Annotated in this window: 15 protein-coding genes; 2 read left to right on the top strand and 13 right to left on the bottom strand. The window is 65.9% G+C overall.

What is annotated here, in order from left to right; translation table 11 throughout:
* Positions 1 to 111: 111 nt before the first annotated feature.
* The 6 genes from ACP15H_RS03735 to ACP15H_RS03760 form a co-directional block, all read right to left on the bottom strand.
* Positions 112 to 837, bottom strand: coding sequence for a hypothetical protein (locus ACP15H_RS03735; protein ID WP_425064878.1), 726 nt, complete (start codon positions 835 to 837; stop codon positions 112 to 114).
* 84 nt (positions 838 to 921) lie between these two features.
* On the bottom strand, positions 922 to 1,293 hold the full coding sequence (gene grrA, locus ACP15H_RS03740) for a GrrA/OscA1 family cyclophane-containing rSAM-modified RiPP (RefSeq protein ID WP_425064879.1): 372 nt from the start codon (positions 1,291 to 1,293) through the stop codon (positions 922 to 924).
* A gap of 97 nt (positions 1,294 to 1,390) precedes the next feature.
* A complete protein-coding gene (locus ACP15H_RS03745; protein WP_425064878.1) occupies positions 1,391 to 2,116 on the bottom strand; it encodes a hypothetical protein in 726 nt (241 codons plus the stop codon).
* Positions 2,117 to 2,130: 14 nt separating this feature from the next.
* Positions 2,131 to 3,324 (bottom strand): cyclophane-forming radical SAM/SPASM peptide maturase GrrM/OscB, encoded by a 1,194-nt coding sequence (gene grrM / locus ACP15H_RS03750; RefSeq protein ID WP_425064880.1) that lies wholly within the window; start codon positions 3,322 to 3,324, stop codon positions 2,131 to 2,133.
* 2 nt (positions 3,325 to 3,326) lie between these two features.
* Entirely contained in the window at positions 3,327 to 3,641 is a 315-nt protein-coding gene (locus ACP15H_RS03755) for a hypothetical protein (protein WP_425064881.1), read from the bottom strand.
* A gap of 247 nt (positions 3,642 to 3,888) precedes the next feature.
* Complete coding sequence (locus ACP15H_RS03760) at positions 3,889 to 4,401, bottom strand: hypothetical protein (protein ID WP_425064882.1); 513 nt, start codon at positions 4,399 to 4,401, stop codon at positions 3,889 to 3,891.
* 174 nt (positions 4,402 to 4,575) lie between these two features.
* Between ACP15H_RS03760 and ACP15H_RS03765 the strand changes: the two genes are divergently transcribed.
* Positions 4,576 to 5,670: a serine hydrolase domain-containing protein gene (locus ACP15H_RS03765; protein ID WP_425064883.1), complete on the top strand. Its 1,095-nt coding sequence runs from the start codon at positions 4,576 to 4,578 to the stop codon at positions 5,668 to 5,670.
* Positions 5,671 to 5,723: 53 nt separating this feature from the next.
* Here ACP15H_RS03765 and ACP15H_RS03770 read toward each other — a convergent pair whose 3' ends face one another.
* From ACP15H_RS03770 to ACP15H_RS03785, 4 genes are all read right to left on the bottom strand, one after another.
* Positions 5,724 to 6,002, bottom strand: coding sequence for a hypothetical protein (locus tag ACP15H_RS03770; RefSeq protein WP_425064884.1), 279 nt, complete (start codon positions 6,000 to 6,002; stop codon positions 5,724 to 5,726).
* Between the two features lie 57 nt (positions 6,003 to 6,059).
* Positions 6,060 to 6,530, bottom strand: coding sequence for an SRPBCC family protein (locus ACP15H_RS03775; RefSeq protein WP_425064885.1), 471 nt, complete (start codon positions 6,528 to 6,530; stop codon positions 6,060 to 6,062).
* A 76-nt stretch (positions 6,531 to 6,606) separates the two neighbouring features.
* On the bottom strand, positions 6,607 to 7,716 hold the full coding sequence (locus tag ACP15H_RS03780) for a hypothetical protein (RefSeq protein ID WP_425064886.1): 1,110 nt from the start codon (positions 7,714 to 7,716) through the stop codon (positions 6,607 to 6,609).
* Between the two features lie 25 nt (positions 7,717 to 7,741).
* The gene (locus ACP15H_RS03785) at positions 7,742 to 8,623 is read right to left on the bottom strand and encodes a hypothetical protein (RefSeq protein ID WP_425064887.1); all 882 of its coding nucleotides are present in this window, start codon (positions 8,621 to 8,623) and stop codon (positions 7,742 to 7,744) included.
* 238 nt (positions 8,624 to 8,861) lie between these two features.
* Between ACP15H_RS03785 and ACP15H_RS03790 the strand changes: the two genes are divergently transcribed.
* Positions 8,862 to 9,212, top strand: coding sequence for a hypothetical protein (locus ACP15H_RS03790; RefSeq protein ID WP_425064888.1), 351 nt, complete (start codon positions 8,862 to 8,864; stop codon positions 9,210 to 9,212).
* Here the strand turns inward: ACP15H_RS03790 and ACP15H_RS03795 are convergent.
* Genes ACP15H_RS03795 through ACP15H_RS03805 form a run of 3 tightly spaced genes read right to left on the bottom strand, consistent with a single transcriptional unit; the run spans position 9,209 to position 12,015 of the window.
* A complete protein-coding gene (locus ACP15H_RS03795; RefSeq protein ID WP_425064889.1) occupies positions 9,209 to 9,472 on the bottom strand; it encodes a hypothetical protein in 264 nt (87 codons plus the stop codon). The genes ACP15H_RS03790 and ACP15H_RS03795 overlap by 4 nt on opposite strands.
* 5 nt (positions 9,473 to 9,477) lie before the next feature.
* Entirely contained in the window at positions 9,478 to 11,820 is a 2,343-nt protein-coding gene (locus tag ACP15H_RS03800; RefSeq protein ID WP_425064890.1) for a xanthine dehydrogenase family protein molybdopterin-binding subunit, read from the bottom strand.
* A 48-nt stretch (positions 11,821 to 11,868) separates the two neighbouring features.
* The gene (locus ACP15H_RS03805) at positions 11,869 to 12,015 is read right to left on the bottom strand and encodes a hypothetical protein (protein ID WP_425064891.1); all 147 of its coding nucleotides are present in this window, start codon (positions 12,013 to 12,015) and stop codon (positions 11,869 to 11,871) included.
* Positions 12,016 to 12,042 lie beyond the last annotated feature (27 nt).

Here is a 12,042-nt window from a genome sequence, read left to right on the forward strand (position 1 = left end):
GATATGTCGCCCTGATATCGGCTCTCAGCGGCAATCAACCGTGGCGGTCGAGGAGCCTGGTCGACTCCTCGCTGGAAATCGGCGCCGCGGCGCGGCGCACCGATGGCTGCCTCAGTCCCAGGCGGCGTCGACGATCTGGCCAGCTTCGGAGAGGACGAGGGTGAGGCGATTGGGCTCGTACTCGTAGCTCGGGATGCCGTCGGCCGGCCGGATGATGCGCAGCGGGTAGGGAAGGTCTTCCTCCTTCACGACATTGCCGGCAGCCTGGCCGGCCGGGGCGGCGGCGCCCTTGGCCTGGAAGTACTTGCCCAGGCACTTGGCGCAGTCTTCCTTGGGCGGCGCGACCTCGGCGAAACCCGGCAGGGTCTTCAGCGAGACGGCGTTGTAGCCCGAGCGGACGCGGATGCCCTTGTAAGGATGGCCATGGGCGATCGGCAGGATCGCCTCGACCTGCATGAAGGGGCCGAGCGGTGCCATGTCCGACGGGGCACTGGCCTGGAAGATGAGGTCGAGCATGCCGTCGATGCCTTCGCCACGGGTGATCGGCAGGAGATGCGGCTCGCCCCAGGCGCTGGAAGTGACGAGGCCGCGGGCGCGGACGATGTCCATGCCACCGGTCTTTTCGGAGCGGATCAGCTCGACGCTGGTCACGAACATGACCGGGAAGGGGCGGTTGCCTTCGGGGGACGGAGCGCCGCCGCCCGGCGGCGGCCCGGCATCCTTCGGCGTCGAGGGGGCCGCCTGCGGCGCCTGCTGCTGCGCCTGGGCGGCGAGGCCGCCCAGCATCGCGCCGGCGGCGACCAGGGAGGCGAGGGTAAAGAGCGTCTTGCGGGTCATGGCATCCTCGAAGGCTGTGCGGCGCTTTCGCCGCTCGGGATAGGCGGGTGGACGACGATCAGATCGCTCGCTTCGAGAAGCGGCTCACCAGTTGTGCCAGCCGTTGCCCCAGCCGCCATTGCCCCAACCGTTGCCCCAACCGCCATTGTGCCAGCCGTTGCCCCAGCCGCCGTTGCGCCAGCCCCATCCACGGTGCCAGCCATTGCCCCACCAGGCGAGCGTCTGCTCGCGATCGACGGCGACGAAGGGTTCGCCGTCCTTGCGGTACTGCTCGATCGCGCCGGAGACATCGGTCCGAATCGACTGCAGGCGATCCGCGACCGACTTGGTGGACTCTTCGGGAGGCGCAACGGCAGTGGCCGAAGCATCGGCCGCTGCCAGGCTGACCGAAAGACCAAGCGCGCCCGACGGGAGGAGCTGCGCCAGCGTGCGAAGTGTACGTCGATCCTGTGACATCTCGTTCTCCCTCAATCGGCCCGCAGCCTGCGCAAGGCCTTGCAAATTGGCAATCGAAACTTGAATGAAAGCTTGTCTCAAGGACTTGAAAATCCGTTCAGTCCCAGGCGGCGTCGACGATCTGGCCAGCTTCGGAGAGGACGAGGGTGAGGCGATTGGGCTCGTACTCGTAGCTCGGGATGCCGTCGGCCGGCCGGATGATGCGCAGCGGGTAGGGAAGGTCTTCCTCCTTCACGACATTGCCGGCAGCCTGGCCGGCCGGGGCGGCGGCGCCCTTGGCCTGGAAGTACTTGCCCAGGCACTTGGCGCAGTCTTCCTTGGGCGGCGCGACCTCGGCGAAACCCGGCAGGGTCTTCAGCGAGACGGCGTTGTAGCCCGAGCGGACGCGGATGCCCTTGTAAGGATGGCCATGGGCGATCGGCAGGATCGCCTCGACCTGCATGAAGGGGCCGAGCGGTGCCATGTCCGACGGGGCACTGGCCTGGAAGATGAGGTCGAGCATGCCGTCGATGCCTTCGCCACGGGTGATCGGCAGGAGATGCGGCTCGCCCCAGGCGCTGGAAGTGACGAGGCCGCGGGCGCGGACGATGTCCATGCCACCGGTCTTTTCGGAGCGGATCAGCTCGACGCTGGTCACGAACATGACCGGGAAGGGGCGGTTGCCTTCGGGGGACGGAGCGCCGCCGCCCGGCGGCGGCCCGGCATCCTTCGGCGTCGAGGGGGCCGCCTGCGGCGCCTGCTGCTGCGCCTGGGCGGCGAGGCCGCCCAGCATCGCGCCGGCGGCGACCAGGGAGGCGAGGGTAAAGAGCGTCTTGCGGGTCATGGCATCCTCGGCAGCTAAGCGGCAGCGTCGCCGCTCGGAACAGGCGAAAGGGAAAGGGTGCTCTGGGGAGCAACCACCGTCTCGCTGCGCGCGAGCCGGTCATAGGCTTCGAGGATCAGGTCGGTCGGGACCATCTGCGTCAGCGTGCAGTACGACGTCTCGGTGCCGGAGAAGCTGCCATTCTCGAACAACTTGTTGACCGGGGCGCCGCCGCCGCACACCGAAAAGTAGTCGCAGGACCGGCTGCAGGCCTGAACGCCCGCGGTGATATCCCGGTAGAGTGGGGACGCCAGGCAGGTGGCGTGGATTTCCTGCAGCGACTGGAAGTTGATGTTGCCCAGCAGAAAGTCGCGATAGTCGGCGTTCTTCAGGCCGAGAAGCTCGGGCGAGAAACTCGAGACATTGCCGTGACTGTCGACATTCAGCATCGCCAGCGGTTCGACCTGGATATTGCGTGCCGGGACGCCTTCGGGGCGGAACATGCGTGGCAGGGCGAGGTCGATCTCTCGCACGAAGCGGACGCGGCCGCTCTGGCGGGCGAGGTGCCAGAAACGGCGCAGAAATGCGGAATAGCGTCTCCGCAGCTCGGGCCCGTGGAAAAGACTCGAGACGTGATCGCCCTCGGACTCCTCCACGTTGAAACAGATCTGGTCGATGCCCTCGGACAGGTAGAAGTCGAGCAGCTCTTCCGGCTGGTCGAGGCTGGCGTGCGACAGGACCGAGATCACGTGGAATTCGACGTCGTTGTCGCGCAGGCAACGGATGCCGGCGATGGTCTTGTCGAACGTGCCCTTGCCGCTGCGGCTCTTGCGATGAAGATCGTGCAGTTCGCGCGGCCCGTCCAGGCTGACACCAACGCCCACTTTCCAGTCCTTGAACAGGTCGCACCAGGCGGCATCGATCAACGTGCCGTTGGTCTGGAACGAATGCTTCACGTGGACCGATGCCGGCCGCATCCCCTCGATCGTCGCGAAGGCCTCCCGATAGAACGAGACCGGGACAACCAGCGGCTCGCCCGCATGCCAGATCACGGTGATCTCGGGACAGGTCCAGCCGGACGCGAAGATCTGCTCAAACAGCCGCGTCACCGTCGACTGGGCGATGACGTGCTTGTTGGAGCGATCGGGGAGGTAACAGTAGGTGCAGGCGATGTTGCAGAAGGCCGTCGGCTGCACGACCACCATCCCGATTTCAGGGGTGGTAGTCATGATCACCAGTTGTGCCAGTTGCCCCAGCCGCCATTGCGCCAGCCTCCGTTGCGCCAGCCGCCGTTGCCCCACCAGGCGAACTTCTGCTCGGGATCGACGACCACGAAGGGCCCGCCCTCCTTGCGATGCTGTTCGAGGGCGCCCGACACATCGGAACGAAGCGATTCGAGCCGCTGCGCGACCGAAGCCTTCTTGCCTTCGGGTTCGGCAACGCTTGTCGCGGCTGCATCGGCAGCTGCGAGGCCGACCGAAAGTCCAAGCGCGCCGGCTGGAAGGAGGCGGGCTAGAGTGGGCAGCGAACGACGGTTTTGCGACATGTGATCTCCCCGAGCCTGTCTACGTTAGGCAGACCTGCAATCCGTTCGCAAACCAAAAAACAAAGAAGACACGAAGTTCAGCACGTGTGCTCTTGAAGTCCCGGTCGCACACCCCATATGAAATTCGTTCAAGCGGCCAGATTGGTCGCTGACACCGCCGGGGTGAGCCATGGATGTAATGGTGACCGGTCGGCGGACACTGGCCCCGCGCCTGAAATGGCGGCGGGGCTTTCTATTTGTGTCCGGCTCAATGGAGCCGCGTGCTCGCTCCCGCCGGATTGTTCGAGAAACGGTCGAACGACAGTGATTCGAGCCAGACATGGCGAAATGTCGTACCCGAACCAAGTTGCCGCTGCGGTTCGCCGATATGAAATCCCAGTCCGCGCAACAGTTCGAGCGTCCGATCCTCCTGCGCTTCGATATGCTGCTCCAGCCGAGGGAACTGGTCGAGCATCTCGCCAAAGACGAGACGGCACAGCATTGAGAATTCACGCGATTCGCCTTCGAAAACAGCGAGGGTCATCATCCAGAGATACCCAATCTCGGGATTGTCGAGGCGTGGGGTCACGCCCCAGAGAGCGCTGGTCGTGCCGTCGCTCAGGCGTCGCGCCGCCCAGATCTGGGCACTGAAAGCGCATGCCTCGATGAGCCGGCGACTGGGCTCCTTCTCGGGCCAATCCGCCGCGCCGGGCTCATCCTCGAGAACAGCCGCAACATACGCAACGTCAGCAGAAGTCGCCGGCAGAACTTGATAGCGCATGGAGCTTCTCCTTGGGCGGTCCCTAGTCAACGAAAAGGCCGCAGAAGGTTGCCGATCCGGTTCCGGGTTCGGCTCGGGCACCGCCCCAATCGAGGGAGGTGTGATAGCGTTCCATGGGTGAACCCGGAATTGCTCGATCGCCGACCTTTTCTTGCCGTGCTGGGAGCGATGCTCATGGCGCCGTCGAACTCGTCCGCTCAACCCGCCGTTTGGGAGGCGCAGTCGCCGCAATTGGCTGGTTTCGCGCCCGACCTGTCGTCGAGGCTCGATGCCCTCATCGGCGACAAGCGCATCTGGAACGTCCACGGCGTTGTCGTCGCGCGGGGCGGCAAACTGGTGCTCGAGCGCTATTTCGACGGAACGGACTGGGCCCGGGGGCGGTCGCTCGGCACCGTCGTGTTCGGTCCGGACACGCTGCACGATTTGCGCTCCGTCTCGAAGAGCATCGTGGGCCTGCTCTATGGCGTCGCGCTGGCCGAGGGGAAAGTCCCGCCGCCCGAGGCGCCCTTGCTCGCGGCGTTTCCCGCCTATCGCGACCTTGCCGCCGATCCGGCACGCGCAAAATGGACGGTCCACCACGCCCTCACGATGACGATGGGCACCGACTGGGATGAACTCTCCGTTCCCTACAGCGACCCGACCAACAGCGAGATCGAGATGGACGGTGCGTCCGATCGCTATCGCTACGTGCTCGGCCGGCCCGTCGTCTTCGAGCCCGGTACGCGCTGGGTCTATAGCGGCGGCGCCACGGCGCTCCTCGGACGCATGATCACGCAGGGGACCGGCAAAAGCCTGCACGCTTTCGCGCGCGAGACGCTGTTCGATCCATTGGGCATGGGGCCCAGCGAATGGTTGACCGACGCGCGGGGCGACGAATTCGCGGCGTCCGGTCTGCGCCTGCGGCCACGTGATCTCGCGAGGATCGGCCAGCTGGTCCTGCAGGGCGGAGAGGTCGATGGAAGGCAGATCGTCCTCAGGGAGTGGATCGCGCGCGCGACCAGACTTTACGTGAGCTGCGACGAGGTCCGCCGCTATGGTTACCAGTGGTACATGGGCGACATGACCTTTTCGGTCACGTCCGGGCCGCGCTGGAATCGCAACCGGCTCGAACGCTACCAAGGCGCCTACGGCAATGGCGGCCAGCGCCTCTGGGTGTTTCCCGGCCTGGACCTCGTGGTAGCGGTGACCGCCGGCAACTACGACACGCCGGACCAGTGGGTGCCTTCACTGCGGGTGCTGCGCGAGGCGGTGCTGGCAAGCGTGCTCTAGCGTTCACGTCGCGCATCCGGCTCGGGGCGGCGCTTTTCTGGATTTCGGGACCGTCAGCGGGTGCCGGCAGGTGGGGCCTGACGGCTCGTATCCGAACCGACGCCGGGTTGACCGGCGCTCGGGGCGCCAGGCGCCGACGGCGTCGGGTTGACCGGCGAAGCGCTGCTCGGTGGCGGTGAAGCGGACGGAGACGGAACGGTCGGCGAGGTGCCGGCCGGCGCCGGCGACGTCGAGCTGCCGCCGCTGCTCGCTCCCGGTCCGCCCGATTGCGCGTGGGCGGCGCCCACCATCAAGCCGCAGGCTACAAGGGCGACGAGAGTCTTTTTGACCATGGGATCCTCCAGGGGTGTGGTTACTCAACCCCTGGAGGGCGCTCGCGTTGCAGGAGTTCAGAGAGTCGCCGCCAGTGCGGCGAGTTGGTCCGTGCAGATGCCCCAGCCCGCGTGGAAGCCCATTTTCTCATGGGCGTCTCGATCCTCGACCGTCCAGTGGCGCACGCGCGCGGTGTAAAGAGTCTTGGCGCCCCGCTTCTCGAAGGTGAGGACTACCGTCATGAACGGCTTGGCCGAGGGCTGCCACGCTTCGGTGAACGCATCTGTGAAGACCAGCCGCTCGTTCGGGACGACCTCGAGATACACACCGCGGTTCGGCATGTCCGTCCCGTCGGGACCGCGCATCACGATGAGATTGGAACCGCCCGGCCGCACACTCACCTCCACGACGGGCGTCTCGTAAGGCTTGGGGGCGAACCACTGCTTCAGCAGCGCCGGTTCGGTCCAGCAGCGATAGAGGTTCTCGCGCGGGGCGTCGATCAGGCGGGTGAGGACCAGTTCACGGTCGTTGGCGGGCGCGGCAGTCATTTCTGGCTCCTTGTGGGGTCGTTCTGTCCCAAGGACGCAGAATGCCGCCGTCTCCCGACAGGAGGCTCAAGATTATCTACTGAGCACCGAAGGTTCCCGGCGTCACGCCGCCATATTCGTGGCTGACTCGCCCGTTCCAGCCGTAGCCGACATAGCCCCCGGCAGCGTCATAGAGGTAATCGAAACCCTCCAGGAACATGCGGCCGGTGTTCACGAAGACAGTCGCGTCGTGCACCACTTCGACCCGCTCGGGATGCAGCGGATTGCCCCGCCGCCCGACCCTGAACTCGTAGAAGGCAGGTTGCGGGCGCTGGCGATCGGGCATGAACAGCTCAACCCTCGTACCCTCCGGCGCGCGCCGACCATGCTCGAGGCGCGTGCCCGCGGGCGGCGAAAGAAACATGTAGTTGATACCGGTATCCATCAACATCGTGCCCCGGCCGGTGACACCGTCGACCGACACGGTCATGGGCGCGCCGTTCCAGTCGGGCACGCCGGGGGCATGCGCCTTCGGTGTCAGCTTCACGAAGGCCATATGGCGGGTGAGGGCGGGTGTCATGCCGAGATGCACGCCGGTCCGGGTAATCACGTAGCCGGGTCGCACCGCGCTGACCGGCCGGCCCGAGGCTAGCGATACGAGACTGACGAAAGGATTCTTCGGCGATGCGTTGTCGGCGGTTGCCTGCGCCTTGCCGCGATCGAAGCCGATGCCCATGAACCCGACATTGCGCGGGTTCGATTCCGGCCGGCAGTCGCGGGCATGTTCGAGGCAGGTGATCTGGCTCACCCTCAGCACCTGCACGCGCGCCGTCGCGACCGGCGTGTGCTCGTCGCGGCGGATGACCACGTCCGTCATCCAGTGCTCGCCGCTCAGGACGCGGCCACTGCTATTGTACGTCAGCCGCCCCGGTCCCTGCGAGACGTCGCCCGGTCCGGGGATGAAGTGCTCGGCCGAAACGACGATGCCGGTGGAGCCCGTATCCATGCCGAACCAGCGCGGCCGGGCGCCATTCAGGCTGAGCCAGATTTCCGGCACATGGTGCGGGGAGATGGGCCCGTTGGCGAAGGGAATCTCGATCGCCTCCAGTCCCTCGTAGGTGCGCCACGCTTCCTGCGCCTGTGCCCCGGTCAACGGCAGCAGGGTGAGCGAGAGGAGGGCGGCAAGGATCTTCAGCGGGCGTGGCATCGGACGTCTTTCTTGAAGTAGGTGATCATTCGGGCAGGTCGAAGTCCCGCCCGCCGGAGTTGATGCCGGCCTTCGTGAACCAATCGGGGCCGAGCAGGCTGATCGGCGTGCCGGTGCATTTCAGGTTGGCGACCTGCGTGCCGTCTCGCTCGACGGCGACGCCGGCTTTCTCCCGGATCTCGCCGCGCGGGCCCCACTTGCCGATGCCGGTATAGACGACAAAGGCGACCTTTGTCGTCGAGACGCGCAGCCAGGCGGCGCCACCGCCGGAGAAGGACAGCGAGTCGCCATTCGCCGCCTGCGGCGGCGGGACCTGGGCGGACGGGAGCGTGAGGTCTATCGGCGTCTTCGCATCGGGATTGCCGGTGCGATATTGCAGGTAGCCCTTGTTCGGCGCGGCGTCCTTCGATGCACAAACAGACACGAGCTTGTTCGGGTTGGTGTAGCAGGAGAAGACGACCGTCTCCGCAGGTGTACAGAACGAGGCCTGGTTCGGCGCCTGCGCATTCCGGTTGGTCGCCACAGGTGGCGGGGGCGGGGGAGGTGCAGCCCCGATCGTCGTCGGCTTCACCGCGACGACCAGCACGACCGTGTCGCTCTTCTTGCAGTCCGGGTCACCCTGACACGAGGGAGATTGAACGCGCGTGGCCTTGTAGGTGAGGGCGAGGCGTTTGCCCTTCAGGGCCTTCTCCTGGGGGCACAATTCGAATTCCGCAAGCTCGCGAAAAGGCCGGCCGCGATCGTCCTCGAACGTGATGAGACAACCCCTGTCCCCGTTCTGGAAGGACACCGGCGTGCCGAACGCGTGCTTCGTCATGTTCCCGACACTGACCGTATCCTGCGCGGCCGCAGGAAGCACCGCGAGAAAGGTGATCGCGAAGACCTTCGCCCGAAGGAAGGCGGCCATGGGGAAAACTCCGGTGCTGATCGGATGGCGGTGTCTTTAGCCGATGGCAATGCAAAAGTCGCGCAAACTGCGCAAAAGACCCGCTCCAGCAGCGCCGGGCGGGCCTTACGAACTCACCGGTACATCCGCGGCTCAGTTCGTGCTGCTGGATGAACGTCAAATCCCCGGAATGGTTGCCCGCTCGTAGCGGGGTGCAATAGCGACGCAACTATTGCGCCGCACACGTCGTTGATACCGCATGAGCGAAAGCACCACCCTCGAGGAGATCAGCCCTTACCTGGTTCTTGGCCAGGCGGATGACGGTGGGCAGCCCATCGTCGAGACCGCTCGCGCGATTCACGACCTGATCGTGACCTTTCCGCCGCAGGGCCACTATTCGGTGCGCACAGTGGAAGACGAGTGCGGACCGGCCATCCATTGCGCCTTCGAGCGCAAGAGCGATGCGGACAGGTTGGCCACTGCGGTCGGCGCGATCGAGATCGCACGCTACGAAAATTATCGCAGCGAGCGCGCCTTCTTCCTCGACGAGAAGGTCACGCGCACCATCCGCCGGACGCTGGAGCGCCGGCGGTTGATGGCGGCCAACTAAAGAATCCCGAACATCCGCGCGACGCGCTGCACCGCCTGCCACGCAGGATCGAGCGTCGCGAAAGTGCGTGCCATCTCGTTGGCGTCGTTGAGCAGCGCCTTCAGCTTGACGTCGTTCGGCTCGTCCTTTTCGGCTTCGAGTCGCGCCTCTTCGAAGAGAGCGCGAAGCTCGCGCATCTCCTCGGCGTAGTCGGCATCGATCGCCTTCACCGAATCGGCGAGGGCGGAGGCGAGGGTCGGGTCGTTCGCTTTGTCGGTCATACTCTTTACGCTGCTTTCTTGACCCGGTGGGCGTCGATGGCCGCCCACAGGGACGAGGCGGTCACGGGCATGTCGATATGCTTCAGTCCGGTGTGCGGATGGATCGCGTCGACGATGGCGTTGATGACGGAGGGCGGCGCGCCGATGGCGCCGGCCTCGCCCGCACCCTTCACGCCCAGCGGATTGGTCGTGCACAGGCTGTTGTGCATGTCGAAGTGGACATGCGGCACAACGTCGGCGCGCGGCAGGGCATAGTCCATGAACGAACCGCTCATGAGCTGGCCGGAGTCGGGATCGTAGATCGTCTTCTCGGTCAGAGCCTGGCCGACGCCCTGGCCGACGCCACCATGGACCTGGCCCTGCAGCAGCAGCGGATTAAGCGCCGTGCCGAAGTCGTCCATGATCGAGTAGTTCAGGATCTCGAGTGTGCCCGTCTCGGGATCGACCTCGAGTTCGCAGACATGGCAGCCGTTGGGAAAGGTCGCGGCCTGCGGTGTGCGCGTAAAGGTGTCGTCCAGCCCGGGCTTGCTGCCCTCCGGGACGTGTTTCGGATCACGGGCGGCGCGCGCCACGTCGAACAGGCTCATCGTGCGGTCGGTGCCGACGATGCGGAACGTCGCATCCGCATATTCGATGTCGCCCACGGCCGCTTCCATCGCCGAGGCTGCGACCAGCTTGCCCTTCTCGATGATGTTGTCGCTGACGCCGAGCACGGCGGCACCTGCGACCGGGATCGACCGGCTGCCGCCGGTCATGCCCTCGGGCGTGAAGTCTGAATCACCCTGCACGATGCGGATGCGATCGGCATCGACACCGAGACGGGCCGACATGATCTGGGTGAAGGCGGTCTCGTGACCCTGGCCGTTGGTCTGGACGCCGACGAAGACGGTGATCGTGTCGTCCTCGTTGAACTTGGCGATGGCGCTTTCCGGCGCGCCGCCCGAGCACTTCTCGACGTAGGTGGCCATACCGATGCCGCGCCACTTGCCCTTGGCCAGCGATGCCGCGCGGCGGGCCGGGAAGCCCTTCCAGTCGGCCTTCTCCAGGCCCTTCAGCATGACATTGTCGAAGTCGCCGGAATCGAATGTGTCACCCAAGGCGGTATTCCACGGAATCTGGTTGGGCTTCACGAGGTTGCGCTTGCGGATCTCGACCGGGCCCAGACCGGTCTCACGGCCGATATGGTCGACGAAGCGTTCCAGCAGATAGGCAGCCTCGGGCCGGCCGGCGCCGCGATAGGCATCGGTCGGCACGGTGTTGGTCATCACGCCCTTCACGTTCACGTAGATCGCGGGCGTCTGGTAGAGGCCGGCCAGCATGCCGCTGCCGGCCATCGTCGGAATGAACGCGCCGAAATGGCTGAGATAGGCGCCCAGCGCGGCGTGCGTCGTGACGCGCAGGCCGAGGAATTTGCAATCCTTGTCGAGCGCCATCTCGGCCAGCGAGACGTGGTCACGGCCCTGTACGTCGGACAGGAACGCTTCCTGGCGGTCGGGAATCCACTTCACCGTGCGCTTCAGTTCGCGGCTGGCCCACACGACCAGCGGATATTCGGGGTGCACGAAGATCTTCATGCCGAAGCCGCCGCCCACGTCGCCGGTGCGCACGCGCAGCTTGGGCTGGCCGATCTTCAGGATCATGTCCGCGACCACGGGACGGATGACGCTGACGCCCTGAGAAGAAACCCACAGGGTCGAACGGTCATCGGCCGGGTCGTATTCGCAGATGGCGCCACGCGGCTCCATCGAGTTCACGACCAGGCGATTGTTGACGATCTCGAGCTTCACGACCCGGTCGGCTTTGGCGAAAGCCGCCTCAGTGCGCGCGCGGTCGCCCATCTCCCAGTCGAAGACGAGGTTGCCCTTGATGTGGTCGTGGACGAGCGGCGCGCCGGGCTGGGCCGATTCGAAGGTGCCGACCGTGTGCGGGCGGGCCTCGTAGTCGATCTCGATCAGTTCGGCAGCGTCCTTGGCCTGCTCGAGCGTCTCGGCCACCACCAGCGCCACCGGGTCGCCGACATGGCGAACGCGGCCTTGGGCCAGCATCGGGCGGGGCGTCTCGCCGCGAGGCGTGCCGTCGCGGTTGGTCACCGGTACGAGACACGGCAGGTCGCCGTAGCCAGCCGCCTTCACGTCCTCGCCGGTGAGGACCAGAAGCACGCCGGGGGCCTTCTTTGCAGCCGCCGTTTCGATGCTCTTGATATCGGCATGGGCGTGCGGTGAGCGCAGCACATAGGCCCGTGCGGCCGGGGTCGAGAGTTTGGTGTCGTCGGTATAGCGACCGCCGCCGGTGAGGAGCCGCGGGTCTTCGACCCTTCGTACCGACTGACCAATGCCGAACTTCGCCATGAAATTCCTCCGTGTTGCCCGGAGGTTAACCCGCCGGAAGGGGGCTCGCTACAGCATCGTCCAGAGGAAGCCGGCGGCGACGACGAGCAGGCCGGCTGCCAGTCCCACCCAGGTTCCTGCCGTGGGCACGCGTATTTCGCCCTGGTGGGCCGGAGGGAGCGCGGCCTCAGCGGTGTCCTTTAAAGCCCGTGCCATGGATGACCTCGCTCGCGCCGGAGATCG

This window comes from Reyranella sp., from assembly GCF_965249915.1.
In the GTDB taxonomy this organism is placed as follows: domain Bacteria; phylum Pseudomonadota; class Alphaproteobacteria; order Reyranellales; family Reyranellaceae; genus Reyranella.